Here is a 24,255-nt window from a genome sequence, read left to right on the forward strand (position 1 = left end):
GCGCCGTGCGACTGGCCGAACGTGAATACGCCACGCCGAAGATCGAGTTCGTGCAGATAACCCCCGTTCGGTCGGGCAGACTCGAAGGAAGCCGAAGAGCACTCGTGCCACGGGCGGAGCCGGGGGGCGTCCGGACTTCAGCACCTCAGGGAAGAGGGTGGAACGTGGACCGCTGCGTCGTCCTGGTCGACGCCGGGTATCTGCTCGGTGCCGCCGCCAGCCTGCTCGCCGGAGAACCCGCCCGTTCCCGGATCACCGTCGACCACGCCGCCCTCATCCAGGGCCTGCGCCAGCGCGCCGAGGCCGACACCGAACGGCCGCTGCTGCGGATCTACTGGTTCGACGGCGCCCCCGACCGCGTCCCGCAGCCCGAACACCGCCGACTGCGGGTGATGCCCCGGGTCACCGTCCGGCTGGGCGCCCTGACGCGCAGCGACGGACGCTGGGCGCAGAAGGGCGTGGACGCCGCCATGCACGCCGAGCTGACCGAACTCGCCCGCAACCGCGCCTGCTCCGACATCGTCCTGGTCACCGGCGACGGCGATCTGCTGCCCGGCCTGATGTCCGCCAAGGAGCACGGCGTCGCCGTCCACCTCTGGGCCGTCCAGGCCGCCGACGGCGACTACAACCAGTCCGAGGACCTGGTCGCCGAGGCCGACGAGCGGCGGGTGCTGGACCGCGCCTGGATCACCGGCGCGGTCCGCGCCAAGGAGCTGGGCGGCCCCTGCGCCCCGCCGCCCGCCCCGCGACCCGAGATCGCCGCGATCCTCTCCGCCCCGCTCCCGGAGACCGCGGTCGCCGCGGCGGCGGCCGCCGCGTCCGGCTCCGGACCGGACCCCGCGGGCGGCGGCAACGGTGCCACCCGCCCGGTGCCCGACGGCGACCGCGAGGAGTCCTCCGGCGAGACCGGCTCCGGCGGCTCCCGTGGCGTCCCCACCCCCAAGGACCTCGCCGGCCTCGGCCGCCCCGCGCACGTCGTCCAGGGCTCCGCCCCGAACTCCGCCCCGAACGGCACCCAGCCCGCCGCCACCCTCCGCTGGTCCTCCGACAAGGGCTGGATCGAGCGCGGCGGCCCGCTCGGCGAACCGGCCGAGACCGCCTCGCTGCCCACCCTCGCCCAGCTCACCAGCGCCGAGCAGCGCTGGGCCGACCGCGAGGAGGACATCACCGCGGTCGGCGGCGACCCCTTCGAGGTCGGCCAGGTCTTCGCCCGCCGCTGGACCGAGCGGCTCTCCGACTCCGTCCACCTCCAGCAGCTCTCGACGGAGTACCCCCGCATCCCGCACCGCATCGACGGGGAACTGCTCCGCTACGCCGCCCGCTTCGGCCTGCTCGCCCACAAGGACGACCAGATCGACGAGCACGACCGCTACGCCATCCGGGCCGGCTTCTGGCGCGAGGTCGACCTCCGCACCGCCGCCGAACACACCCCGATCGGCGACTGACGGCCCGCCCGCACGCGGCGCGCCGGCCGTACGCGCCGGTCCCGTGGAGCCCCAGGGGCGGGAGGCCGCCCGGGGCCGCGTACTCTCGTCACTCGTGAAGACGGGCGCAAAACAGGTGGAGCACGGCGCGCCGGTGTGCGTCGTGCGGGACCTGGTCAAGACCTATCCCGCGCTGCGCGGGCGGCGCGGGGCGGACCGGGCGCCCGCGGTGCGCGCCAGCGACGGCATCAGCCTCGACGTCCGGCGCGGCGAGATCTTCGGGCTGCTCGGCCCCAACGGCGCCGGCAAGTCCACCCTGGTCCGCCAGCTGACCGGACTGCTCAGGCCGGACTCCGGCAGCATCGTCGTCCTCGGCCACGACCTGGTGCGGCACCCGGAGCGGGCCGCCCGGCTGCTGGGCTACCTGGGCCAGGAGTCGACCGCGCTGGACGAGCTGACCGTCTCCCTCGCCGTGGAGACCACCGGCCGGCTGCGCGGCCTGGACGCCGGCGCCGCCCGCGCCGAACGCGACGCGGTCCTCGACGAGCTGGGCCTGGGCCCGATCGCCGGTCGGGCGCTGAAGAAGCTCTCCGGCGGCCAGCGGCGGCTGGCCTGCTTCGCCACCGCGCTGATCGGCGAGCGCCCGCTGCTGGTGCTCGACGAGCCGACCACCGGCATGGACCCGGTCGCCCGGCGCGCCGTGTGGGCCGCGGTGGACCGCCGCCGCGCCGAGCGGGGCGCCACCGTCGTCCTGGTCACCCACAACGTCCTGGAGGCCGAGAGCGTGCTCGACCGGGTCGCGGTGATCGACCAGGGCCGGGTGATCGCCTGCGACACGCCGGGCCGGCTGAAGGAACTGGTGGGGGAGGAGGTCCGGCTGGAGCTGGTCTGGCGGGACCGGCCCCCGCTCGACGTCCCCGAGGTCGCCGCCCTCGCCGCCGAGGCCCGCACCGCCGGCCGCCGCTGGACCCTGCGGCTGCCCGCCGACCGGGCCCGCTCCGCGGTCACCGCGGTCACCGCCGGGCCCGCCTTCGCGGCCCTGGACGACTTCACCCTGGCCACGCCGAGCCTGGAGGACGTCTACGTCTCCCTGGGCGGGCGCGCGGAGGGGCTGGTAAAAGCGTGAGCGCGGCGGTACCCCCGGCCGGAGGCCGGACGAGGACTGGCCCGAGCGGGCGCCCGCTCGCCCGTACGACGGACCGACGGTGGGTCGGGGAAAGCTGGGTGACGGCGTGAGTGTGGTGTCCGCGCGGGCGGCGACCGGGACCGGAGCCGAACCGGACGGCGGCGGGGCCGGCGAGGTCGCCCCGCTCGCGCCCCGGGCCCGGCTGCTGCCCGCGCTGGGCGCCGTCTACCGCGCCCAGCTCTCCCGGGCCCGGGTCGCCCGGATCCCGCTGCTGTTCGTGGCCACCTTCCAGTCCGTCGGGATCATGGTCCTGCTGCGCGGGGTGGTCAGCGGCGGCGACCCGGCCTGGTCGGTGGTCGCCGGCTCCGCGGTGCTGGTCGTCGCCTTCGTCGCGCTGAACCTGCTGGCCCAGTACTTCGGTCAGCTGCGGGCCGGCGGCGGCCTCGACCACTACGCGACGCTGCCGGTGCCGCCGGCCGCCGTGGTGCTCGGCGCGGCCGCCGCTTACGCGTCCTTCACGGTGCCGGGGACGGTGGTCACCGCGGTCGTCGGCTGCCTGCTCTTCCAGCTGCCGATGGCCCACCTGTGGGTGCTGGTCGCCGTCGTCCCGCTCGCCGGCGCGGCGCTGTCCGGGCTGGGCGCGGCCCTCGGGCTGCTCGCCCCGCGGCAGGAACTCGCCACCCTCGGCGGCCAGTTGGGCATGTCGGCGGCGCTGCTGCTGGGAGTGCTGCCGGCCGGGCGGATGCCCGAGCCGATCGGCTGGGCCCGCGATCTGCTGCCCTCCACCTACGGGGTGGAGGCGCTGGCACGGACCTTCGCCCCGCATCCCGACTGGTTGGCGGTCGCCGGCGACCTGGGCATCTGCGCGGCCGTCGGGGTGCTCTCGCTGGCCCTGGCGACGTGGGCGTACCGCCGGGCGGCGGTCCGGTGAGCGCGGCCGCCGCCCCTAATAGGTGCCTTGGGCGTCCTGCTGCCGGAACCACGGCGTCGGCCTGGCACGATGACGGGGTGACCGCAGCGCAGACGCCCCATGAGAACCAACCGCCCCACGAGAACCAACCGGCCGACGAGCCGCACCGGCAGCAGGACGCCCCCGCCGGGGAGCCCGCTGCCGCCGCCGACTCCGCAGCCGGCCCCGAACTCGCCCGCGAGCTGCGGGAGGGCGTGCTGATCGCGCTGGCGGTCGCGGTGAGCGGGGTGCTGCTGGGCGTGCTGTGGGCCTGGCTGGCGCCGCGCGTGCCGCTGATCGCGGACACCCACAACGTCTACCTCAAGAACACCGAGGGCGAGGAGGCGATCGGCGCCGACGGCACCTTCGTCCTGCTCGCGTTCGGCTTCGGCGTGCTCAGCGCGGCCGTGGTCTTCCTCTTCCGGCGCCGCGGCGGCATTCCGCTGGTGGTGTCGCTGGCCGTGGGCGGCCTGCTGGCCGCCGTGCTGGGCTGGCTCATGGGCATGTGGCTGGGCCCCACCCCGGACGTGGTCGCGCACGCCAAGCAGGTCGGCGCCGGGGTCGTCTTCGACGGCCCGCTGCGGCTCCAGGCCAAGGGCGCCCTGCTGGCCTGGCCGATCGCCGGCATGCTCACCCAGATCGCGCTGAGCGGGCTGTTCGGGCCGCGCGACCCGGAACCGGACGGGCTGATGGTGCCGGACTGGTCCGGGCACCACCAGCAGCCGCCGACGGCCGACTGACCGCTCCGCCGGCCGCCCCTCAGGACGGCCGGCGACCGTGGTTGGCCCGCCCCTTCCGGACGCGCCACTTCCGCTTACGGGTCCTCTTCGACATGGCGTACCTCCTCCCCGGTCGTAGCCGAGGGCGGGGTGCGGCAGGAAGCCCCGGTGCGGTGCGGCCGGCGGCAACCGGGGGCGCGCGGCGGCGCCGGCGGGGCGCTCAACCCCGCGCGATCGGTGCCAGTCGGGCGCCCGTCAGCGCGACCAGGTCGTCGGGGGCGAGCTCGACCTCCAGTCCGCGCCGACCCGCCGAGACGCACACCGTCGGCCGGCCCTGCGCCGAGGCGTCCAGCACCGTCCGCAGCCGCTTGCGCTGCCCCAGTGGCGAGATCCCGCCCAGCACATAGCCGGTGCTGCGCTCGGCCGCCGCCGGATCGGCCATCGAGGCCCGCTTGCCGCCCACCGCGGCGGCCAGCGCCTTCAGGTCCAGCGAGCCGGAGACCGGCACCACGGCCACCGTGAGGGTGCCGTCGACGTCCGCCAGCAGCGTCTTGAACACCTGGTCGGGGGAGATCCCGAGCGCCTCCGCGGCCTCCTCGCCGTACGAGGCCGCCGCCGGGTCGTGCTCGTAGGCGTGCACCGTGAACGGGACGCCGGCCGCGGTCAGCGCCACCGTCGCCGGCGTGCCGCCGGACTGCGGGCCGGTCTTCTTCCCCTGCTTCGGCTTCTTCGCCACGGTGCCCTCGCCTCGTTCGCCCGCGGAGCCGCGGCCCCGGGACCGGAGACCCGCGAGCCGGTGTGTCAGTTGGGACTGGTCGGCTGCCGGGTCAGCTCCACGGCCGGCAGCGACGGGAGCTTACCGATCACCGCCGCCTCCTGGCGAAGCAGTTTCAGCTCCTGCCGCAGCCGGTCCGCGGTGTCCGGCGCCGCCAGCAGCTCCTGCTTGGCAGGCACGTCCAGCACCGCAGCGGCGGCGACCAGGTACGACAGCACCGCCGGGTCGGCGGGCAGGTCCTGGCCGCTGGCGAGGGTCCGCTCGTTCGCCCAGGCCAGCCGCTTCTGATAGGCGCGGAAGGCCCGCACCACGCCGGAGGCCAGCGCGCCGGCGCCCTCCCCGTGGTCCTCCTCCAGCGGCTCCAGCTCACCGGTCAGATACGGCCCGGAGGCGTCCACCGACAGCAGCCGGAAGCGGGTGGTGCCGGTGGCCAGGACCTCGTAGCCGCCGCCCGACTTCTCCTGGATGGTCGCCGCGTCCGCGACGCAGCCGACGGCGTGGAAGGCCCGGACCGGATCGTCGCCGAAGCCCGCGGCCGGGCCGGTGGCGGTCGGCGCGGTGGCGTCCGGCAGCCCCGGCGCGGTGAACGCCACCTCGCGGCCGTCCCGGATGGCGACCACCGCGAACCGGCGGTCGTCCTCGGGCCGCTCCAGCAGATCGCGCATCATCGCCCGGTAGCGCGCCTCGAAGACGTTCAGCGGCAGCACCAGACCCGGGAACAGCACCGAGTTGAGCGGGAACAGCGGCAGACGCAGGGAGGACACAGCCCGTAAGCCTAGAGCCTGTGCCTGGGCGCGCCACCACCCGCACCCGCCTCGGGCCCGTCCGCCGGGTCCCGCCGGGCGTGCCCGCCCCCGGAAAACGACCCTATTGCCGCCGCAGCAACCGGGACGCGCCGGTCGCGACCGTCGTCGCCAACACCCACCCGGCCATGATCATCACCGCCGCCACCCACTGGGCGGCGCCGCCCGGTTTCCACGCGCCGCCCTGATAGAGGTCTATCACCGGCAGCAGCAGGTCCAGGGAGTACAGGTAGGGGTTCCACGGCGGCGCCTCGTCGTGCTTGAGGGGCGGCGGCGGGTACGAGGCGAAGTACGCGGTGCCGATCGCCCACAGGATCGCCATCCACACCGTGGCCCGCCCCGGGCGGTAGCCGTAGGCCACCGTCCAGTCCTGGAGGAAGCCCCACGCCTTCGCCGCCAGCGGCAGCGTCTCGCGCCGCCGCCGCTGCTTGGCCAGCAGCACCTCCCGGGCGTCCGCGTCCTCGCCCATCGCGCGCAGCGAGGCGGCCAGCATCTCGTACGGTTCGGGTGCGTACTCCGGGGTCGCCGCGGCCACCCACTGGAGCCGCAGCGCCAGCGGGAAGTGGCCGCGCGGGATCAGCGTCTCGTAGGAGAAGCCGGCCATCATCAGCCCGCCCAGTCCGGGCCAGCTCGCCGACTTGTCGACGAGGTTGACGACCCTGGCGCCGGAGAGGATCACCCGGCCGCGCTGCGGGCGCTCGCCGAGGAACCGCAGCTCCGGCGTCTGGATGCGGCGCAGCGACAGCTCCTGGTCGGACTCCATGATGAACCGGGCGTGCTCCAGGTCCACCGCGTCCCCGAACCGTCCGTCGTCCAGCCGCACCCCGCCCTCGCACTCGAAGCGCTGCATCCGGGTGCCGCGGGCGGGGGTGTGGGTGATCCCGTACGGGGGTGTGGCGCCGCTGGAGAACGGGGAGTTGGCCAGGCCCGCGGCGGTGAGGTAGAGGGTCCGCTCGACGGTCAGCTGGGGGGCGTTCAGCGCCCGGCGGCCGAACGGATTGCTCAGATGGCTGCCGCGCAGGCTCAGCGACACCCCGACGGTGGCGCCGCGCAGCGACAGCTCGCCGTAGGACTCCAGCATCTCCGCCTGGAGGTCCTGGGCGACGGTCATCCCGTCCGCCATGATCGAGCGGCCCTGCCGGTCCTTGTGCACCACTACCTGATTGAGCATCAGATCGGTGCCGATGTGCGCGTCGGTCAGCCGGATCCCGGAGTGCACCACGCAGCGCGGCAGGTGCAGATCGCCCTCGGTGTGCAGCCGGGCCGCCTCCAGCCGGGGTATCGCGCAGTTCACCATCCGCAGGGTGGTGAAGCGGCTCTCCGGCAGCAGCACCTCGGCCTCGAAGCGGCAGTCCCGCAGCTCGACGAATGGCTTGATCGTGCCGCCCGCAAGGTCGAGAGTGTCCGTGATGTACGCACCGGTGAGCTTCAGCCCGGACACCCGGCCCGGTTGGGCCGGCGGGCCGTCGAGCAGCAGCAGCGCCACCACCCGGGCCCGGACCCGGCGCTCCGGGCCCCACAGGTGCTGCCCGTGCGGGTCGTCCCGGGACGGCTCGCCGCTGCTGAGGTTGCAGGTGCTGCCGTTGCGGAACGCCTGCCACATGCTCCACTCCGCGGACGTCAGTCGCAGGTCGGCGGGCGCGTCGCCGTCCCTGGCTCCGGTCACTGTGGCTCCCCCTCGCTCTCGCGGTGCCTGCCGGCAGGCCGCCTGTGGTGGTCGATCGCTGGTCGTCCGGTGGTCGCCGTGCGGTGCTGCGGTGCGGCGGTCGCCCGGCTCCGGGCGTCCGGCGGCCGGGGCCCGCGCCCCGGACGGCCGGCATCCGGTCGCGATACCTGTTCGGGCGTGTCCCGGCGGGCGCTCCGGTGCCCGCCCCGGGGGCCTCCCGGTACGCCCGCACCGACCCCTTGCCCGCCCGGTGACCGGTTGAACACGCGTGGTCAGGGCCAACTCCGGTCAACTTCGCGGACCGGTCCCGCGGCGGTCCGGCCCGTGTGTCACTGCGTATCACTGAGTGATACGGGCGCTCGGCGGCATCGGCGGGTCTGAGACACTGGGGGAGTGATCTCCCGAATCGATCTGCGTGGCGCCGCCCTCCCCGAGGGCGCCGCCCTGCGCGACCTGCTGCCCCGTGCCGAGTTCGACGTGGAAGCCGCCCTGGAGCAGGTGCGGCCGATCTGCGAGGACGTACGCCATCGCGGCACCGCGGCGCTGATCGACTACGGGCGGCGGTTCGACGGTGTCGAGATCGAGCGGGTCCGGGTCCCGGTCGAGGCCCTCACCGAGGCCCTCGACGCGCTGGACCCGAAGGTCCGCGCCGCCCTGGAAGAGTCCATCCGGCGCGCCCGGATCGTCCACCGCGAGCAGCGGCGCACCGACGTCACCACCAAGGTGGTGCCCGGCGGCACGGTCACCGAACGCTGGGTCCCGGTCGAGCGGGTCGGCCTCTACGTCCCCGGCGGCCGGTCGGTCTACCCCTCCTCCGTCGTCATGAACGTCGTCCCCGCCCAGGAGGCCGGCGTCGGCTCGCTGGCCGTCGCCTCCCCGCCGCAGGCTTCCTCCCCGGCGCAGCCGTCCTTCCACGGGCTGCCGCACCCCACGATCCTGGCCGCCTGCGCCCTGCTCGGCGTCGACGAGGTCTACGCCGCGGGCGGCGCCCAGGCCGTCGCGATGTTCGCGTACGGCACCGAGGAGTGCGCCCCGGTCAACCTGGTCACCGGCCCCGGCAACATCTACGTCGCCGCCGCCAAGCGCCTCCTCAAGGGCCGGATCGGCATCGACTCCGAGGCCGGGCCCACCGAGATCGCGGTCCTCGCCGACCGCACCGCCGACCCGGTCCACGTCGCCGCCGACCTGATCAGCCAGGCCGAGCACGACCCGATGGCCGCCGCGGTCCTGGTCACCGACTCCGAGGAGCTGGCCGACCGCACCGAGAAGGAGCTGGCCCCGCAGATCGAGGCCACCAAGCACGTCGAGGACCGCATCGTGCCGGCGCTGTCCGGCCGGCAGTCCGCGATCGTCCTGGTCGACGGCCTCGACGAGGGCCTGAAGGTGGTGGACGCCTACGGCGCCGAGCACCTGGAGATCCAGACCGCCGACGCCACCGCGGTCGCCGCCCGGGTCCGCAACGCCGGCGCGATCTTCGTCGGCCCGCACGCCCCGGTCTCCCTCGGCGACTACTGCGCCGGCTCCAACCACGTCCTGCCCACCGGCGGTTGCGCCTGCCACTCCTCGGGCCTGTCCGTCCAGTCGTTCCTGCGCGGCATCCACGTCGTGGACTACTCGCGGGAGGCGCTGGCCGAGGTCGCCCACCATGTGGTGACCCTCGCCGAGGCCGAGGACCTCCCGGCCCACGGCGCGGCGATCAAGGCGAGGTTCGACTGGACGGTCCCCCAGAGCAAGTGAGCAGGCACGTGACCAAGAACTCCCCGGTGTCCCGTATGGACGAGCTCCCCATCCGGGACGAGCTGCGCGGCAAGTCCCCCTACGGCGCGCCGCAGCTGGACGTCCCGGTGCGCCTCAACACCAACGAGAACCCCTACCCGCTCCCCGAGCCGCTGGTGCGGCGGATCGCCGAGCGGGTGACCGAGGCCGCCCGCCACCTCAACCGCTACCCCGACCGGGACGCGATCGAGCTGCGCACCGCGCTGGCCGCCTACCTCACCCGCACCGCCGGCCACGAGGTCACCACCGAGCAGGTGTGGGCCGCCAACGGCTCCAACGAGGTCCTCCAGCAGCTGCTGCAGACCTTCGGCGGCCCCGGCCGCACCGCGCTCGGCTTCGAGCCGTCGTACTCCATGCACGCGCTGATCTCGCGCGGCACCGGCACCGGCTGGATCTCCGGCCCGCGCAACGACGACTTCACCATCGACGTCGAGGCGGCCCGGGCGGCCATCGCCGAGCACCGCCCCGACGTGGTCTTCGTCTGCTCGCCCAACAACCCCACCGGCACCGCCGTCGAGGCCGACACCGTCCTCGCGCTGTACGAGGCGGCGCAGGCCGCCCGGGCGGACACCGCGGGGGCGCTGGTGGTGGTCGACGAGGCGTACGTCGAGTTCAGCCACCACCCGTCGCTGCTGCGGCTGATCGAGGGCCGGCCGAACCTGGTGCTCTCCCGGACGATGTCCAAGGCGTTCGGCGCCGCCGGGCTCCGGCTGGGCTACCTCGCCGCCGACCCGGCCGTGGTCGACGCCGTCCAGCTGGTCCGGCTGCCGTACCACCTCTCGTCCGTCACCCAGGCCACCGCGCTCGCCGCCCTGGAGCACACCGATACGCTCCTGGGGTACGTCGCGCAGCTCAAGGGCGAGCGGGACCGCCTGGTCGCCGAACTGCGCGCGCTCGACTGCCAGGTCGTCGCGTCGGACGCCAACTTCGTCCAGTTCGGCCTCTTCGACGACGCGCACGCCGTCTGGCAGGCGATCCTCGACCACGGCGTGCTGGTCCGCGACAACGGCGTACCGGGCTGGCTGCGGGTCACCGCCGGCACCCCGGCCGAGAACGACGCGTTCCTGGACGCGGTGCGCGCGGTGCTCAAAGAACGCAGCCTGAAGGAGAACAAGCGATGAGCGGGGATACCGCCCGCGTGGGGCGCGTGGAGCGCACCACCAAGGAGACGACGGTGCTGGTCGAGATCGACCTCGACGGCACCGGCCAGGTCGACGTCTCGACCGGCGTCGGCTTCTACGACCACATGCTCGACCAGCTCGGCCGGCACGGCCTCTTCGACCTCAAGGTCAAGACCGACGGCGATCTGCACATCGACACCCACCACACCATCGAGGACACCGCCCTCGCGCTCGGCGCCGCCTTCAAGCAGGCGCTCGGCGACAAGGTCGGCATCTACCGCTTCGGCAACTGCACCGTCCCGCTGGACGAGTCGCTGGCCCAGGTCACCGTCGACCTCTCCGGTCGCCCCTACCTGGTGCACACCGAGCCGGAGAACATGGCGCCGATGATCGGCACCTACGACACCACGATGACCCGGCACATACTCGAGTCGTTCGTCGCCCAGGCCCAGATCGCGCTGCACGTCCACGTCCCGTACGGCCGCAACGCCCACCACATCGTGGAGTGCCAGTTCAAGGCGCTCGCCCGGGCCCTGCGCTACGCCAGCGAACGCGACGTGCGGGCCGCCGGGATCCTGCCCTCCACGAAGGGGGCTCTGTGAGCGTCGCACGCGCGGCCGCCGGGCCGCAGACGAACACGATGCCCGCACCTCTGCGCCGCGTGGGCGGAGAAGCGAACCGGAGGACGCAGTGAACGGCCTGTCCACCGTCTTCATCCTCGTGGGCCTCTTCCTGCTCGGCGGGGTCTACTCGTTCTGGAAGCAGCAGATCCCCAAGAGCGTGATCACCCTGATGGCCATCGCCTCGGCGATGTGCCTGGTGGCCGGGGTGCTGCGACTGGAGGTGTGGAATTGAGCGCCGCGCAGCAGTCCCCCGGGCGGCAGTCCGCGGGCAAGGCCGCCAAGAAGGTCGTCGTCTTCGACTACGGCTTCGGCAACGTCCGGTCCGCCGAGCGCGCCCTGGCACACGTCGGCGCGGACGTGGAGATCACCCGCGACTACGACACCGCGATGAACGCCGACGGGCTGCTGGTGCCCGGCGTCGGCGCGTTCGCCGCGTGCATGCGCGGGCTGAAGGAGGCCCGCGGCGACTGGGTCATCGGCCGTCGGCTGTCCGGTGGCCGCCCGGTGATGGGCATCTGCGTCGGCATGCAGATCCTCTTCGGGCGCGGCATCGAGCACGGCGTGGAGACCGACGGCCTCGACGAGTGGCCCGGCACGGTCGGCCCGCTCAAGGCCGAGGTCGTCCCGCACATGGGCTGGAACACCGTCCGCCCCGCCGAGGGCTCGCGGCTGTTCGCGGGGATGCCCGCCGACGCCCGCTACTACTTCGTGCACTCCTACGCGGTCCACGACTGGGAGCTGGAGATCGGCAACGCCGCCCTCGCCGCCCCCAAGGTCACCTGGTCCACGCACGGCGAGCCGTTCGTGGCCGCGGTCGAGAACGGTCCGCTGTGGGCCACCCAGTTCCACCCCGAGAAGTCCGGCGACGCCGGTGCCCAGCTCCTCACCAACTGGATCGAAACGCTGTGAACGCTGCGAACAAGCTTGAACTGCTGCCCGCCGTCGACGTCCGCGACGGCCAGGCCGTCCGCCTGGTGCACGGCGAGTCCGGCTCGGAGACCTCCTACGGGGACCCGCTGCAGGCCGCGCTGGCTTGGCAGGCGGCCGGCGCCGAGTGGCTGCACCTGGTCGACCTGGACGCCGCCTTCGGCACCGGCGACAACCGCGCGCAGATCGCCCAGGTCGCCCGCTCCATGGACATCAAGGTCGAGCTGTCCGGCGGGATCCGCGACGACGACTCGCTGGCCGCCGCGCTGGCCACGGGCTGCACCCGGGTCAACATCGGCACCGCGGCGCTGGAGGACCCGGAGTGGGTCGCCAAGATCATCGCCGAGCACGGCGACAAGATCGCGGTGGGCCTGGACGTCCGCGGCACGACCCTGCGCGGCCGCGGCTGGACCCGCGACGGCGGCGACCTCTACGAGACGCTGGCCCGCCTGGACTCCGAGGGCTGCGCCCGCTACGTCGTCACCGACATCAACAAGGACGGCACGCTCCAGGGCCCCAACCTGGAGCTGCTGAAGAACGTCTGCGCGGCCACCGACCGCCCGGTCGTCGCCTCCGGCGGCGTCTCCTCCCTCGACGACCTGCGGGCGATCGCCGCGCTGGTGCCGGAGGGTGTCGAGGGCTCCATCGTCGGCAAGGCGCTCTACGCGAAGGCGTTCACCCTCGAAGAGGCACTGGCGGCCGTGTCGTAGACCGCGGGTGCCGCAACCGGCCACATGGGAGGCGGCGTGATGAGCATCGAGCGCGTACGGACCGACAGTCCCTGGGAAGAGACCATTGGCTTCGCGCGTGCGGTGGCGGCCGGCGACCGGGTCCTGGTCGCCGGCACCATGCCGCTGGTCGGCGGCGTCCTCCAGGGCGAGGGCGACCCCTACGTCCAGACCAAGGTCGCCTTCGGGAACGCGTTGGCGGCGCTCAAACCCTTCGGGGTGGGCGTCGCCGAGGTGCTGCGCACCCGGATGTACCTGACCCACCTGCGCGACGCGGACGCCGCCGCCCGCGCCCACCGCGAGCTGTTCGAAGCCGCGCCGCCCGCCACGACCGTGGTCGTGGTCTCCGGCTTCGTCGACTCCCGCGTCCTGGTGGAAGTAGAACTAGAAGCGTTCCGGGACCTGTCCCCGGAAACCGAGCGAGAGGGCTGAACGACATGACCCTGGCGGTCCGCGTCATTCCCTGCCTGGACGTCGACAACGGCCGCGTCGTCAAGGGCGTCAACTTCCAGAACCTGCGCGACGCCGGGGACCCGGTCGAGATGGCGAAGGTCTACGGCCAGGAGGGCGCCGACGAGCTGACCTTCCTCGACATCACCGCCTCCTCCGGCAACCGCGAGACGACCTACGACGTCGTCCGCCGCACCGCCGAGCAGGTCTTCATCCCGCTGACCGTCGGCGGCGGGGTGCGTACCGCGGAGGACGTCGACAAGCTGCTGCGGGCCGGCGCCGACAAGGTCGGGGTCAACACCGCGGCGATCGCCCGCCCGGAGCTGATCAAGGAGATCGCCGAGCGCTTCGGCAGCCAGGTGCTGGTGCTGTCCGTGGACGCCCGCCGTACCGCCGCCGGGACGTTCGAGGTCACCACGCACGGCGGCCGGCGCTCGGCCGGGATCGACGCCGTCGAGTGGGCGCACCGCGCCGCGGAGCTGGGCGCCGGGGAGATCCTGCTGAACTCCATGGACGCCGACGGCACCAAGGACGGCTACGACGTGGAGATGATCGAGGCGGTCCGCAGGCACGTGAGCGTGCCGGTGATCGCCTCCGGCGGCGCCGGCAGGCTCGCCGACTTCGCGCCCGCCGTGGCGGCCGGCGCCGACGCCGTGCTGGCCGCCTCCGTCTTCCACTTCGGCGACCTGCGCATCGGCCAGGTCAAGGATGCGCTGCGGGAGGCCGGCCACCCGGTGCGGTGACCGGCGCGCCCGGCGCCCGCCGACGGCACGCACGAGGCCCCCGCCGCGTCCCGCGGAGGGGGCCCGTCGCGTTCCCGGTGGTCGGCCGGGCGGGCGGTGCGCTCAGCGGCCCTTGCGCGCCGCCCGGAGGAACTCCCGGTTCATCTTCGTGATGCTGAACAGCGGGATGCCCTTGGGGCAGGCGGTGGCGCACTCGCCGGCCAGGGTGCAGCCGCCGAAGCCCTCCTCGTCCATCTGGGCCACCATGTCCAGCACCCGGGACGCGCGCTCCGGCGCGCCCTGCGGCAGCACGTTGAGGTGGTTGACCTTCGCGGACGTGAAGAGCATCGCCGCGCCGTTGGGGCAGGCCGCGACGCAGGCGCCGCAGCCGATGCACTCGGCGTGCTCGAAGGCGAAGTCGGCGTCCGGCTTGGGCACCGGCGTGGCGTGCGCCTCGGGGGCGGCCCCGGTCGGCGCGGTGACGTAGCCGCCGGCCTGGATGATCCGGTCGAACGCCGAGCGGTCGACGACCAGGTCCTTCACGACCGGGAAGGCCGCGGCCCGCCACGGCTCGACGTCGATGGTGTCGCCGTCCTCGAAGGACCGCATGTGGAGCTGGCAGGTGGTGGTCCGCTCCGGGCCGTGCGCGTCGCCGTTGATGACGAGCGAGCAGGCCCCGCAGATGCCCTCCCGGCAGTCGTGGTCGAAGGCGACCGGGTCCTCGCCGGTGAGGATGAGTTCCTCGTTGAGGGTGTCGAGCATCTCCAGGAAGGACATGTCGGGGGAGACGCCGTCCACCTCGTACGTGGACATGGCGCCGTCGGCGTCGGCGTTCCGCTGCCGCCAGACGCGCAGGGTGAGCTTCATGCGTAGCTCCGCTGGGTGGGGTGGACGTACTCGAAGACCAGGTCTTCCTTGTGCAGGGTGGGGGCCGCGCCGGTGCCGGTGAACTCCCAGGCGGCGGCGTAGGAGAACTCCTCGTCGCGGCGGGCGGCCTCGCCGTCGGGGGTCTGCGACTCCTCCCGGAAGTGGCCGCCGCAGGACTCGCGGCGGTGCAGCGCGTCGAGGCACATCAGCTCGGCGAGCTCCAGGTAGTCGACGATGCGGTTGGCCTTCTCCAGTGACTGGTTGAACTCCTCACCGGTGCCGGGCACCCTGATGCGCCGCCAGAACTCCTCGCGGATCTGCGGGATCCGGTCCAGCGCCTTGCGCAGGCCCTCGTCGGTGCGGGCCATCCCGCAGTACTCCCACATGAGTTCGCCGATCTCGCGGTGGAAGGAGTCCGGGGTGCGGTCGCCGTCGACGGCGAGCAGCCGGTTCAGCCGGTCCTCGGTCTCGGCCAGCGCCTCCGTCACCACCGGGTGGTCGGCGGTGACGGTCTCCTGGTGCGGGTTGCGCGCCAGGTAGTCGTTGATGGTGGACGGGAGGACGAAGTAGCCGTCGGCCAGGCCCTGCATCAGGGCGCTGGCGCCCAGCCGGTTGGCGCCGTGGTCGGAGAAGTTGGCCTCGCCGATCGCGAACAGGCCCGGGACGGTGGTCTGCAGGTCGTAGTCGACCCACAGCCCGCCCATCGTGTAGTGCACGGCCGGGTAGATGCGCATCGGCACCCGGTACGGATCCTCGTCGGTGATCCGCTGGTACATGTCGAAGAGGTTGCCGTACTTGGCCTCGACGGCCTTGCGGCCCATGCGCTCGATCGCGTCGGCGAAGTCGAGGTAGACGCCCTGTCCGCCGGGGCCGACGCCGCGGCCCTCGTCGCAGACGTTCTTCGCGGCGCGGGAGGCGATGTCACGGGGCACGAGGTTGCCGAAGGACGGGTAGATCCGCTCCAGGTAGTAGTCGCGCTCGTCCTCGGGGATCTCGTTCGCCGGGCGGGTGTCGCCCTTCGCCTTCGGGACCCAGATCCGGCCGTCGTTGCGCAGCGACTCGCTCATCAGCGTCAGCTTGGACTGGTGGTCGCCGGTGCGCGGGATGCAGGTCGGGTGGATCTGCGTGAAGCAGGGGTTGGCGAAGTACGCGCCGCGCCGGTGCGCCCGCCAGACCGCGGTGGCGTTGGAGTTCATGGCGTTCGTCGACAGGTAGAAGACGTTGCCGTAGCCGCCGGAGGCCAGCACCACCGCGTCGGCGAAGTAGCTGGAGATCTTCCCGGTGATCAGGTCCCGCGCCACGATGCCGCGCGCCCGTCCGTCGACGACGATCAGGTCGAGCATCTCGGTGCGCGGGTGCATCTCGACGTTGCCCGCCGCGATCTGCCTGCTGAGCGCCTGGTAGGCGCCGAGCAGCAGTTGCTGTCCCGTCTGGCCGCGGGCGTAGAAGGTGCGGGAGACCTGGACGCCGCCGAAGGAGCGGGTGTCGAGGAGGCCGCCGTACTCGCGGGCGAAGGGGACGCCCTGGGCGACGCACTGGTCGATGATCTCGACGGAGACCTGGGCGAGCCGGTGCACGTTGGACTCGCGGGCGCGGAAGTCGCCGCCCTTGACGGTGTCGTAGAAGAGACGGTGGACGGAGTCGCCGTCGTTGCGGTAGTTCTTCGCCGCGTTGATGCCGCCCTGCGCGGCGATGGAGTGGGCCCGGCGCGGCGAGTCCTGGTAGCAGAACTGGACGACGTGGTAGCCCTGTTCGGCCAGGGTGGCGCCGGCCGAGCCGCCGGCCAGTCCGGTCCCGACGACGATGACGGTGTGCTTGCGGCGGTTGGCCGGGTTGACCAGCTTGGCCTCGAAGCGCCGGGTGTCCCAGCGCTCGGCTATCGGGCCGGCCGGTGCCGTGGTGTCGGCGACCGGCTCCCCGGTCGCGAAGTCGGAGTAGGTCATGGGTCAGCTCACCAATCCGGTCATGACGCCGACGGGGACGGCGATGAAGCCCGCGGTCAGCACCAGCGCGAGCAGGTTCGCCACGGTCTTCAGGAGGCGGTCGCGGCTCCGGCCGCCGGCACCGAGGGTCTGCGCGGCGCTCCAGAAGCCGTGCCGGACGTGCAGACCGAGGGCGAGCATCGCGACGAGGTAGATGACGTTGCCGTACCAGGTGGAGAAGGTGTCCACGACGTTCTGGTACGGGTGGCCCGGCTGGAAGCCGCCCGGGTGCACGGTGCCGGTGGTCAGGTCGAGGATGTGCCAGACGATGAACAGGCCGAGGATGATCCCGCCCCAGCGCATCGTGCGGGTGGCGTAACTCGCCCGGGGCTTCTTGTGGACGTACCTGGTGGGGCGCGCCCTGATGTCGCGGCGGCTGAGCTGATACGCGGAGACGGCGTGCGCGACCACGGCGACGATCAGCACGACGCGGACCAGCCACAGCGTCCACTCGTAGTGCATGAAGGGTTCGCCGACGGTGCGCAGCCAGTGCGCGTAGTGGTTGAACTCCCCGGGACCGAAGAAGATCTTGAGGTTGCCGATCACATGGGCGACCAGGTACAGCAGCATGATCACGCCGCTGACGGCCATGACCGTCTTCTTGCCGACGGAGCTGTCCCACAGGGTGCGCCCACCCGTCGCCCGACCGCCGCCCCGGGGGGAGCGCTGCCGCGCGCTGGGCTGATTCGACGGCCGTCGGTCCGTCCGCGTTGCCAGTGCCATGACTCCGGACGCTAGGGCCGAACGACCCGATCGGTCCAAGACATGGTCCAGCTGATCTCCATAGGCTGTCCCTATCACTGCTTTATATTCCTCTTATGCAGTTGCAGCAGCTCCGCTACTTCACGGCCGTGGCCGACACCCGCCACTTCACCCGCGCCGCCGAACGCGAACACGTCGCCCAGCCCTCGCTCTCCCAGCAGATCCGCGCCCTGGAACGGGAGTTGGGCGCCGAGCTGTTCCACCGCGCCCGCGGCCACATCGCCCTCACCGACGCCGGCGAGACCCTGCTGCCGCTGGCCCGCCGGATCCTCGCCGACACCGAGACCGCCCGCCGCGAGGTCCAGGAGGTCGCCCAGCTGCGCCGCGGCCGGCTCCGCCTCGGCGCCCCGCCCAGCCTCTGCGCCAGCCTCGTCCCGGACGTGCTGAGCGCCTTCCACGCCACCTACCCGGGCGTCGACCTGATCGTCAGCGAGGACGGCTCCCAGGACCTCGTCCGGGCCCTGGCCGACGGCGAGCTGGACCTCGCGCTGATCATCACCCCGCTGCCCGGCCAGGCCCCGGCGCTGGCCACCGCGGAGCTGCTGCGCGAGGAACTGGTGGTGGTCTCCGCCCCGAGCCGCCCGGCACCGGTGGCCGGCCGGCGCACCCGGATCCGCGTCGAGGACCTCCGCGGCCGTCCGCTGGCGATGTTCCGCCGCGGCTACGACCTGCGGGAATTCACCACCGCCGCGTGCCGCGCGGCCGGCTTCGAACCGACCTTCACCGTCGAGGGCGGCGAGATGGACGCCGTCCTCGGCTTCGTCCGGGCCGGGCTCGGCATCGCCGTCGTGCCCAGCATGGTCGCCGAACGCTCCGGGCTGCGGGTCACCCCGTTCGCCACCCCGGGCATGCACCGGGTGGTCTCGGTCGCGCACCGCGGCGACGTCTCACCGCCCCGCGCCGCCCGCGAACTGGACCGCATCCTGCGCGCACACCTGGCGGACGGCATGCCCTGAGGGGCGCGCCGCACGGCGGGCCCCTCAGGGCACACCCCAGGTCAGGGGCCGGCGCACCCCGGGATCAGACCCCCAGCTGCGCCGCCCGCAGCTTCGCCACCGCGTCCTCGTCCCCGTCCAGCTCCACCTTCGCCGCGTCCAGCCGGCCGAAGGCGAACAGCGTCAGCTCGCCCGGCTCACCGGTGACCGTCACCACCGGGGTGCCCCGGTGCGCCACCGCGGTCTGCCCGTCCGGCCGCCGCAGCACCACCCCCACCGGCGCCTTCCGGCCCAGCACCCGGGCCGCCCGCTCCAGCCGCACCCACAGCGCGTCCGCGAAGACCGGGTCCAGCTCGCGCGGCGACCAGTCCGGCTGGGCCCGCCGCACGTCCTCGGCGTGGACGTAGAACTCCACGGTGTTGGACGCCTCGTCGACCTGCTTGAGCGCGAACGGGGACATCTTCGGCGGACCGGTCCTGATGAGCTGGAGCAGCTCCTCGTACGGCTTCGCCGCGAACTCGGCCTGCACCCGCGCGAGCCGCGCCGCCAGCGGCTTGACCACGATCCCCGCGGACGCGTCGGCGCGCCGCTCGCGCACCACCACGTGCGCGGCCAGATCCCGCGTCGTCCAGCCCTCGCACAGCGTCGGCGCCTCGGGGCCCGCGCTCTCCAACAAGTCGGCCAGAAGGAGCCGTTCACGCTTCGCATGGGTCGACATACGGCCAGCCTACGACTGCCCCGCCCGGCCTGCCACGGCGCACACCCCCGTCACCACCGGGCGGGGCCCCACCGCGCCGTGCGACACCGTCACCCCCGCAGCACCAGCACCCCCACCACCACCGCGGCCACCAGCGCCGCCGCGAACACCGCCACCATCACCCGCAGCGCCACCTTCGGCACCCGGTCCGGGTCCGGCGGCCGTGGCGCGGCGGGGCGCGCGGCACCGCCCGCCCCGGTGCCGGGAGAGCGCGGAGCCGTGCCTGCGTCCGGGGGCGGCTGCTGTTCCATTCCAGCAGGATGCCGCACGGCACAATGGACCCATGACCAGCAGCCGCGCCACCACCCCCGACCCCACCACCCCCGGTCTGGACCCCGCCGTCGCCGCCCGCCTCAAGCGCGGCGCCGACGGCCTGTTCCCGGCCATCGCCCAGCAGTACGACACCGGCGAGGTGCTGATGCTCGGCTGGATGGACGACGAGGCGCTGCACCGCACCCTCACCACCGGCCGCTGCACCTACTGGTCCCGCAGCCGCCGGGAGTACTGGGTCAAGGGCGACACCTCCGGGCACGCCCAGTACGTCAAGTCCGTCGCCCTGGACTGCGACGCCGACACCGTCCTGGTCAAGGTCGACCAGGTCGGCGCCGCCTGCCACACCGGGGCCCGCACCTGCTTCGACGAGGACGTGCTGGCCGGCGCGACCCCCGCCGACCAGTAGGCTCCGCTGCCATGACCACGGGAACCACCGGCACCGCCGCACCGGACCTCGACACCTTCCGCACGCTCGCCAAGGACCGACGGGTCATCCCCGTCACCCGGCGCCTCCTGGCGGACGGCGACACCCCGGTCGGCCTCTACCGCAAGCTCGCCGCCGAGCGCCCCGGCACCTTCCTGCTCGAATCCGCCGAGAACGGCCGTACGTGGTCGCGGTACTCGTTCATCGGCGTGCGCAGTGCGGCGACGCTCACCGTCCGCGACGGGCAGGCCCACTGGCTCGGCACCCCGCCGGTCGGCGTCCCCACCGACGGCGACCCGCTCGCCGCGCTGCGCGCCACCGTCGAGACCCTGCACACTCCCCACGACCTCATCGAGGGCGAGGGACTGCCCCCGTTCACCGGCGGCATGGTCGGCTACCTCGGCTACGACGTCGTGCGCCGCCTGGAGAAGGTCGGCGAGCACACCACCGACGACCTCGGCCTGCCCGAGCTCACCATGCTGCTCACCTCCGACCTCGCCGTGCTGGACCACTGGAGCGGCACGGTCCTGCTGATCGCCAACGCGATCAACCACAACGACCTGGAAACCGGCGTCGACGAGGCGTACGCGGACGCGGTGGCCCGCCTGGACGCGATGGCCGACGACCTCGCCCGCCCCGCGCCCGCCGGCGCCGCGGCCCTCCCGCCGTCCGCCGTGCCCCCGTACACCGGCAAGTGGGGCGCCGACGCCTTCATGGCCGCCGTCGAGGACGTCAAGGAGCGCATCCGGGCCGGCGAGGCGTTCCAGGTGGTGCCCTCCCAGCGGTTCGAAACCCCCTGCACGGCAAGCGCGTTGGACGTCTACCGCGTGCTGCGGGCCACCAACCCCAGCCCGTACATGTACCTCTTCCGCTTCGAGGGCGCGGACGGCCGCCCCTTCGACGTGGTCGGCTCCAGCCCCGAGGCGCTGGTCAAGGTCGAGGGCGGCCGGGCGATGGTGCACCCGATCGCCGGCACCCGCCCGCGCGGCGCGACCGTCCAGGAGGACCAGGCGCTCGCCGACGAGCTGATGGCCGACCCCAAGGAGCGCGCCGAACACCTGATGCTGGTGGACCTGGGCCGCAACGACCTGGGCCGGGTCTGCGAACCGGGCAGCGTCGAGGTCGTCGACTTCATGTCCGTGGAGCGCTACAGCCACGTCATGCACATCGTCTCGACGGTCACCGGCACGGTCGCCGCCGACCGCACCGCCTTCGACGTGCTCACCGCCTGCTTCCCCGCCGGCACCCTCTCCGGCGCCCCCAAGCCGCGCGCCCTGCAGATCATCGAGGAGCTGGAGCCGACCCGGCGCGGCCTGTACGGCGGCTGCGTGGGCTATCTGGACTTCGCCGGCGACTCCGACACCGCCATCGCCATCCGCACCGCCCTGCTGCGCGACGGCACCGCCTACGTCCAGGCCGGCGCCGGCATCGTCGCCGACTCCGACCCGGTCGCCGAGGACACCGAGTGCCGCAACAAGGCCGCGGCCGTCCTCCGCGCCGTCCACACCGCCAACCACCTGGGGAAATGATCCCGCGCACCCCCGCGCGCCGGCCCACCCCGGCCGGTAGGCGATAGTGGTACGCGTGAGTGCCGCACCCCAGCCCCGTACCGACACCGAGCCGGCCCCGACCCCGGCCCGGCCCGCGCCCAGCGCCAAGCGCTCCCTCGCCCTGGCGCTGCTGCTCGGCGCCGCCGGCGCCGGCCTGGCGCTGCTGGCCTCCGGCCGCATCTGGGCCCGGGGCACCGCGGTGCTGGCCCAGGGCGAGCTGCCGCGCACCGTGACCGGCGCCGACGTGACCGGGGTGCCCGGCGCGCTGGCGGTGGTCGGCCTGGCCGCCCTGGTCGCGGTCTTCGCGGTCCGCCGGGTCGGCCGGATCATGGTAGCCGCGCTGCTGGCCCTCAGCGGCCTGGGCGTCATCGTCGCCGCCGCGCTCGGCAACGCCGACACCTCGGCGCTGCGCGAGAAGGCCGCCGACGCGGTCGGCCTGGCCGGCGCCGATGTGCATCACGTCACCCACACCGCCTGGCCCTGGGTGGCCGCCGCCGGCGGCCTGCTGCTGCTCCTGGCCGGGGTGCTGGCCCTGGTCTTCGGCCGCTCCTGGCCCGCGATGTCGGGCCGGTACGAGCGCACCCCCGGCGGTGCCCGCGGCCCGCGGCGCGCCCCGGCGGCGCCGGACCTGGAGCGCCCCGAGGAGATCTGGAAGTCCCTGGACCGCGGCGAGGACCCCACCCGGTAAGAGGGTTCCGTCCGGCATCGGTGACAATGGACGACGACATTCGCGCGCCCGGACCCCGGCGCGACAGAGCAACGAGGAGCACTCCATGTCGAGCAGTGGCCACGGACACACCCCCGCCGCCTGGACCGGCGTCATCATCGCGTTCATCGGCTTCTGTGTGGCCGGTGCCTTCATCGTGATGGCCAACGTGGCCGGCTTCTGGGCGGGCATGGTGCTGATCGCCGCCGGTGCCCTCGTGGGTGGCCTGATGCGCGCGGCCGGCATGGGCCAGGAGCCCAAGCGCTCCGCCAAGCCCGCCCCGCAGGCCAAGGCCCAGCCGCAGGAGGGCTGAGCCCCGCTCGCCGGGAACCCGAAGGCGCCGCTTCCCGCCGCGTACGGCCCGTGCCGCCGCGCGGCCCGTGCCCCGTACGGCGGCCGAGAAGCTGCGCCTTCTCGCGTCCGGTAGCACCATCGGCACCGTGAGCGATCCCGTGGTCCCGCTGCGGCCGGACGTCTCCCGCGGCCCGGTGCGCCGGCTCGCGGCACCGGTCGGCACCCTGGCGGCGGTGGCCGCCGCCTTCACCTGGGTCGGCGTGGTCGACCCCAACGAACCGGGCCACTACCCGGTCTGCCCGCTGCGGCACCTCACCGGCCTGCTCTGTCCGGCCTGCGGCGGGCTGCGCAGCGCGCACGCCATCGCGCACGGCGACCTGCTCGCGGCGCTCGCCGCCAACGCCCCCGCGGTGGCCGGCTACGCCGCGTTCGCGCTCTTCTGGCTGGTCTGGCTGGCCCGGGCGGCGCGCGGTCGGCCCACCGCCGGTCCGCGGCCCCGGCCGGCCCACTGGTGGGCGCTGGGCGCCCTGCTGCTGGCCTTCACGGTCGTCCGCAACCTCCCCCTCGGCGCCGGACTGCGCCCGTGAGGCGCGCGCCGTGCGGCCCGGCCCGGCCCCGGGGCGAACCACCGGGAATCCCGGAGACGTCCAGGTTCTGGGACCACGGTCAACCGGATGCGGGACCTGACCCCGGCGGCGGATACCATCAAAGGACCGGCCGGGGCAGTGGTTGAGTCCCACAGGCCGCTGTCCACCTCCACCGTTCAGATAGGAGGCCGCTCGCGTGAGCGTGCTCGATGAGATCATCGACGGAGTCCGCGCCGACCTCGCAGAGCGGCAGGCGCGCGTCGGCCTCGACGAACTCAAGGAACGGGCCCGCAAGGCGCGACCGGCCAAGGACGGCGTCGCCGCGCTGAAGGGCGAGGGCGTCCGGGTGATCTGCGAGGTCAAGCGCTCCAGCCCGTCCAAGGGCGCGCTGGCCGCGATCGCCGACCCCGCGGGCCTGGCCGCCGACTACGAGGCGGGCGGCGCCGCGGTGATCTCCGTCCTCACCGAGCAGCGCCGGTTCGGCGGTTCGCTGGCCGACCTGGAAGCCGTCCGCGCCAAGGTGGACATCCCGGTCCTGCGCAAGGACTTCATCGTCACCGCCTACCAGCTCTGGGAGGCCCGGGCCTACGGCGCCGACCTCGCGCTGCTGATCGTCGCGGCGCTGGAGCAGGAGGCGCTGGTCTCGCTGATCGAGCGGGCCGAGTCGATCGGGCTGACGCCGCTGGTCGAGGCGCACGACGAGGACGAGGTGCAGCGCGCGGTGGACGCCGGCGCCCGGATCATCGGGGTCAACGCCCGCAACCTCAAGACCCTGGAGGTCGACCGGGGCACCTTCGCCCGGGTCGCCCCAGAGATCCCCGACCACATCGTCAAGGTCGCCGAGTCCGGGGTGCGCGGCCCGCACGACCTGATCGCCTACGCCAACGAGGGCGCCGACGCCGTCCTGGTGGGCGAGTCGCTGGTCACCGGCAAGGACCCCAGGACCGCGGTCGCCGACCTGGTCGCGGCCGGCTCCCACCCGGCGATCCGGCACGGCCGGGACTGACCCCGGCCACCCGAGGACAGGGCAGACCGAGATGACCGCCGCCCCCCGCCGCCCCGTGGCCAAGCTCGTCCGCTCGCGACGTCGTTCGAGCGGGGGGTCGCCGATCGCGCTGCCCTCGTGGCACCGCGGCTGCCGGGCACCCGGCCGGCGGATCCGGGGACGCCGGGTCCGGTACCACATCGGCTCCGAACCGGGCCAGATCAACGGGATGCGATGGCGTCCGGGGACCGTGCGCGTAAGGCGCCGTCCCCGTAGCGGCGGCGCGTCACTGCGCACAGCAGTCGTCACCTCATCCCGATAAAC

The 24,255-nt window shown here is 73.8% G+C and carries 29 protein-coding genes; 20 read left to right on the forward strand and 9 right to left on the reverse strand.

Features of this window, described 5'->3' with window-relative positions; all coding sequences use genetic code 11:
* Positions 1–164 precede the first annotated feature (164 nt).
* The 4 genes from SNOUR_RS28810 to SNOUR_RS28825 all read left to right on the forward strand — a co-directional run bounded on the left by SNOUR_RS28810 (position 165) and on the right by SNOUR_RS28825 (position 4,239).
* On the forward strand, positions 165–1,445 hold the full coding sequence (locus SNOUR_RS28810) for an NYN domain-containing protein (RefSeq protein ID WP_067352641.1): 1,281 nt from the start codon (positions 165–167) through the stop codon (positions 1,443–1,445).
* A 115-nt stretch (positions 1,446–1,560) separates the two neighbouring features.
* On the forward strand, positions 1,561–2,550 hold the full coding sequence (locus tag SNOUR_RS28815; protein ID WP_067352644.1) for an ABC transporter ATP-binding protein: 990 nt from the start codon (positions 1,561–1,563) through the stop codon (positions 2,548–2,550).
* A 112-nt stretch (positions 2,551–2,662) separates the two neighbouring features.
* Positions 2,663–3,481, forward strand: a complete 819-nt coding sequence (locus SNOUR_RS28820) for an ABC transporter permease (RefSeq protein WP_067358906.1) — start codon at positions 2,663–2,665, stop codon at positions 3,479–3,481.
* Positions 3,482–3,558: 77 nt separating this feature from the next.
* Positions 3,559–4,239: a DUF2567 domain-containing protein gene (locus tag SNOUR_RS28825; RefSeq protein WP_067352647.1), complete on the forward strand. Its 681-nt coding sequence runs from the start codon at positions 3,559–3,561 to the stop codon at positions 4,237–4,239.
* A 19-nt stretch (positions 4,240–4,258) separates the two neighbouring features.
* On the opposite strand, the gene SNOUR_RS49680 is transcribed toward SNOUR_RS28825, so the two are convergent.
* From SNOUR_RS49680 to SNOUR_RS28840, 4 genes are all read right to left on the reverse strand, one after another.
* The gene (locus SNOUR_RS49680; protein ID WP_466868946.1) at positions 4,259–4,333 is read right to left on the reverse strand and encodes a hypothetical protein; all 75 of its coding nucleotides are present in this window, start codon (positions 4,331–4,333) and stop codon (positions 4,259–4,261) included.
* A 105-nt stretch (positions 4,334–4,438) separates the two neighbouring features.
* Positions 4,439–4,954 carry a Cys-tRNA(Pro) deacylase gene (ybaK, locus tag SNOUR_RS28830; protein ID WP_067352649.1) on the reverse strand — a complete coding sequence of 172 codons (516 nt, stop codon included), beginning with the start codon at positions 4,952–4,954 and terminating at the stop codon, positions 4,439–4,441.
* Between the two features lie 65 nt (positions 4,955–5,019).
* A complete protein-coding gene (locus SNOUR_RS28835) occupies positions 5,020–5,757 on the reverse strand; it encodes an LON peptidase substrate-binding domain-containing protein (RefSeq protein WP_067352652.1) in 738 nt (245 codons plus the stop codon).
* Between the two features lie 103 nt (positions 5,758–5,860).
* Positions 5,861–7,462 carry an oxidoreductase gene (locus tag SNOUR_RS28840; protein ID WP_067352654.1) on the reverse strand — a complete coding sequence of 534 codons (1,602 nt, stop codon included), beginning with the start codon at positions 7,460–7,462 and terminating at the stop codon, positions 5,861–5,863.
* Between the two features lie 393 nt (positions 7,463–7,855).
* Between SNOUR_RS28840 and hisD the strand changes: the two genes are divergently transcribed.
* From hisD to hisF, 8 genes are all read left to right on the forward strand, one after another.
* A complete protein-coding gene (gene hisD / locus SNOUR_RS28845; RefSeq protein ID WP_067352656.1) occupies positions 7,856–9,199 on the forward strand; it encodes a histidinol dehydrogenase in 1,344 nt (447 codons plus the stop codon).
* Between the two features lie 35 nt (positions 9,200–9,234).
* Positions 9,235–10,359: a histidinol-phosphate transaminase gene (locus SNOUR_RS28850; RefSeq protein ID WP_099055868.1), complete on the forward strand. Its 1,125-nt coding sequence runs from the start codon at positions 9,235–9,237 to the stop codon at positions 10,357–10,359.
* Positions 10,356–10,961 carry an imidazoleglycerol-phosphate dehydratase HisB gene (gene hisB / locus SNOUR_RS28855; protein ID WP_067352662.1) on the forward strand — a complete coding sequence of 202 codons (606 nt, stop codon included), beginning with the start codon at positions 10,356–10,358 and terminating at the stop codon, positions 10,959–10,961. The genes SNOUR_RS28850 and hisB overlap by 4 nt, the downstream gene beginning before the upstream one ends.
* An 88-nt stretch (positions 10,962–11,049) precedes the next feature.
* On the forward strand, positions 11,050–11,214 hold the full coding sequence (locus tag SNOUR_RS47285) for a CG2302 family histidine operon protein (RefSeq protein WP_167739075.1): 165 nt from the start codon (positions 11,050–11,052) through the stop codon (positions 11,212–11,214).
* Positions 11,211–11,891, forward strand: a complete 681-nt coding sequence (hisH, locus tag SNOUR_RS28860) for an imidazole glycerol phosphate synthase subunit HisH (RefSeq protein WP_067352664.1) — start codon at positions 11,211–11,213, stop codon at positions 11,889–11,891. Before SNOUR_RS47285 ends, hisH begins: the two co-directional genes overlap by 4 nt.
* Complete coding sequence (gene priA, locus SNOUR_RS28865) at positions 11,888–12,619, forward strand: bifunctional 1-(5-phosphoribosyl)-5-((5-phosphoribosylamino)methylideneamino)imidazole-4-carboxamide isomerase/phosphoribosylanthranilate isomerase PriA (RefSeq protein WP_039637427.1); 732 nt, start codon at positions 11,888–11,890, stop codon at positions 12,617–12,619. Before hisH ends, priA begins: the two co-directional genes overlap by 4 nt.
* A 39-nt stretch (positions 12,620–12,658) precedes the next feature.
* Complete coding sequence (locus tag SNOUR_RS28870; protein ID WP_067352667.1) at positions 12,659–13,069, forward strand: Rid family hydrolase; 411 nt, start codon at positions 12,659–12,661, stop codon at positions 13,067–13,069.
* 5 nt (positions 13,070–13,074) lie between these two features.
* Positions 13,075–13,830, forward strand: a complete 756-nt coding sequence (gene hisF / locus SNOUR_RS28875) for an imidazole glycerol phosphate synthase subunit HisF (protein WP_067352670.1) — start codon at positions 13,075–13,077, stop codon at positions 13,828–13,830.
* Positions 13,831–13,932: 102 nt separating this feature from the next.
* On the opposite strand, the gene SNOUR_RS28880 is transcribed toward hisF, so the two are convergent.
* The 3 genes from SNOUR_RS28880 to SNOUR_RS28890 are packed head-to-tail and all read right to left on the reverse strand — an operon-like array spanning position 13,933 to position 17,381.
* Positions 13,933–14,676 (reverse strand): succinate dehydrogenase/fumarate reductase iron-sulfur subunit, encoded by a 744-nt coding sequence (locus SNOUR_RS28880; RefSeq protein WP_067352673.1) that lies wholly within the window; start codon positions 14,674–14,676, stop codon positions 13,933–13,935.
* A complete protein-coding gene (locus SNOUR_RS28885) occupies positions 14,673–16,619 on the reverse strand; it encodes a fumarate reductase/succinate dehydrogenase flavoprotein subunit (RefSeq protein ID WP_067352676.1) in 1,947 nt (648 codons plus the stop codon). Before SNOUR_RS28885 ends, SNOUR_RS28880 begins: the two co-directional genes overlap by 4 nt.
* Before the next feature lie 3 nt (positions 16,620–16,622).
* Positions 16,623–17,381: a succinate dehydrogenase gene (locus SNOUR_RS28890; protein WP_079142946.1), complete on the reverse strand. Its 759-nt coding sequence runs from the start codon at positions 17,379–17,381 to the stop codon at positions 16,623–16,625.
* A gap of 95 nt (positions 17,382–17,476) precedes the next feature.
* Here SNOUR_RS28890 and SNOUR_RS28895 point away from each other — a divergent pair, with 95 nt between their 5' ends.
* Positions 17,477–18,376 (forward strand): LysR family transcriptional regulator, encoded by a 900-nt coding sequence (locus SNOUR_RS28895; RefSeq protein ID WP_067352680.1) that lies wholly within the window; start codon positions 17,477–17,479, stop codon positions 18,374–18,376.
* Between the two features lie 64 nt (positions 18,377–18,440).
* Here SNOUR_RS28895 and SNOUR_RS28900 read toward each other — a convergent pair whose 3' ends face one another.
* Together SNOUR_RS28900 and SNOUR_RS46420 are read right to left on the reverse strand one after the other, a co-directional pair.
* Positions 18,441–19,073, reverse strand: a complete 633-nt coding sequence (locus tag SNOUR_RS28900; protein ID WP_039637439.1) for a TIGR03085 family metal-binding protein — start codon at positions 19,071–19,073, stop codon at positions 18,441–18,443.
* 89 nt (positions 19,074–19,162) lie between these two features.
* Positions 19,163–19,363, reverse strand: coding sequence for a hypothetical protein (locus tag SNOUR_RS46420; RefSeq protein WP_067352683.1), 201 nt, complete (start codon positions 19,361–19,363; stop codon positions 19,163–19,165).
* 32 nt (positions 19,364–19,395) lie between these two features.
* Here SNOUR_RS46420 and hisI point away from each other — a divergent pair, with 32 nt between their 5' ends.
* From hisI to trpM, 7 genes are all read left to right on the forward strand, one after another.
* On the forward strand, positions 19,396–19,791 hold the full coding sequence (hisI, locus tag SNOUR_RS28910; protein ID WP_067352686.1) for a phosphoribosyl-AMP cyclohydrolase: 396 nt from the start codon (positions 19,396–19,398) through the stop codon (positions 19,789–19,791).
* Between the two features lie 11 nt (positions 19,792–19,802).
* Positions 19,803–21,338, forward strand: coding sequence for an anthranilate synthase component I (locus SNOUR_RS28915; protein WP_067352689.1), 1,536 nt, complete (start codon positions 19,803–19,805; stop codon positions 21,336–21,338).
* 55 nt (positions 21,339–21,393) lie between these two features.
* Positions 21,394–22,047, forward strand: a complete 654-nt coding sequence (locus SNOUR_RS28920) for a TIGR02234 family membrane protein (protein WP_067352691.1) — start codon at positions 21,394–21,396, stop codon at positions 22,045–22,047.
* Between the two features lie 85 nt (positions 22,048–22,132).
* The gene (locus tag SNOUR_RS28925; protein WP_067352694.1) at positions 22,133–22,378 is read left to right on the forward strand and encodes an HGxxPAAW family protein; all 246 of its coding nucleotides are present in this window, start codon (positions 22,133–22,135) and stop codon (positions 22,376–22,378) included.
* Positions 22,379–22,505: 127 nt separating this feature from the next.
* Positions 22,506–22,946: a DUF2752 domain-containing protein gene (locus SNOUR_RS28930; protein WP_312634096.1), complete on the forward strand. Its 441-nt coding sequence runs from the start codon at positions 22,506–22,508 to the stop codon at positions 22,944–22,946.
* 196 nt (positions 22,947–23,142) lie between these two features.
* Positions 23,143–23,952 (forward strand): indole-3-glycerol phosphate synthase TrpC, encoded by an 810-nt coding sequence (gene trpC / locus SNOUR_RS28935; RefSeq protein ID WP_067352697.1) that lies wholly within the window; start codon positions 23,143–23,145, stop codon positions 23,950–23,952.
* Between the two features lie 31 nt (positions 23,953–23,983).
* Positions 23,984–24,253, forward strand: coding sequence for a tryptophan biosynthesis modulator TrpM (trpM, locus tag SNOUR_RS48520; protein WP_079142947.1), 270 nt, complete (start codon positions 23,984–23,986; stop codon positions 24,251–24,253).
* Positions 24,254–24,255 lie beyond the last annotated feature (2 nt).

Origin of the sequence: Streptomyces noursei ATCC 11455, assembly GCF_001704275.1 — a bacterium.
Classification (GTDB): Bacteria; Actinomycetota; Actinomycetes; order Streptomycetales; family Streptomycetaceae; genus Streptomyces; species Streptomyces noursei.

Coding starts and splice junctions, on each gene's coding strand:
- trpM (WP_079142947.1), top strand. CDS start 23,984: ATGACCGCCGCCCCCCGCCGCCCCGTGGCCAAGCTCGTCCGCTCGCGA.
- SNOUR_RS28900 (WP_039637439.1), bottom strand. CDS start 19,073: ATGTCGACCCATGCGAAGCGTGAACGGCTCCTTCTGGCCGACTTGTTG.
- SNOUR_RS28880 (WP_067352673.1), bottom strand. CDS start 14,676: ATGAAGCTCACCCTGCGCGTCTGGCGGCAGCGGAACGCCGACGCCGAC.
- SNOUR_RS28890 (WP_079142946.1), bottom strand. CDS start 17,381: ATGGCACTGGCAACGCGGACGGACCGACGGCCGTCGAATCAGCCCAGC.
- SNOUR_RS28885 (WP_067352676.1), bottom strand. CDS start 16,619: ATGACCTACTCCGACTTCGCGACCGGGGAGCCGGTCGCCGACACCACG.
- SNOUR_RS46420 (WP_067352683.1), bottom strand. CDS start 19,363: ATGGAACAGCAGCCGCCCCCGGACGCAGGCACGGCTCCGCGCTCTCCC.
- hisF (WP_067352670.1), top strand. CDS start 13,075: ATGACCCTGGCGGTCCGCGTCATTCCCTGCCTGGACGTCGACAACGGC.
- SNOUR_RS28850 (WP_099055868.1), top strand. CDS start 9,235: ATGGACGAGCTCCCCATCCGGGACGAGCTGCGCGGCAAGTCCCCCTAC.
- hisI (WP_067352686.1), top strand. CDS start 19,396: ATGACCAGCAGCCGCGCCACCACCCCCGACCCCACCACCCCCGGTCTG.
- SNOUR_RS28895 (WP_067352680.1), top strand. CDS start 17,477: ATGCAGTTGCAGCAGCTCCGCTACTTCACGGCCGTGGCCGACACCCGC.
- SNOUR_RS28915 (WP_067352689.1), top strand. CDS start 19,803: ATGACCACGGGAACCACCGGCACCGCCGCACCGGACCTCGACACCTTC.
- SNOUR_RS28925 (WP_067352694.1), top strand. CDS start 22,133: ATGTCGAGCAGTGGCCACGGACACACCCCCGCCGCCTGGACCGGCGTC.
- hisB (WP_067352662.1), top strand. CDS start 10,356: ATGAGCGGGGATACCGCCCGCGTGGGGCGCGTGGAGCGCACCACCAAG.
- SNOUR_RS28870 (WP_067352667.1), top strand. CDS start 12,659: ATGAGCATCGAGCGCGTACGGACCGACAGTCCCTGGGAAGAGACCATT.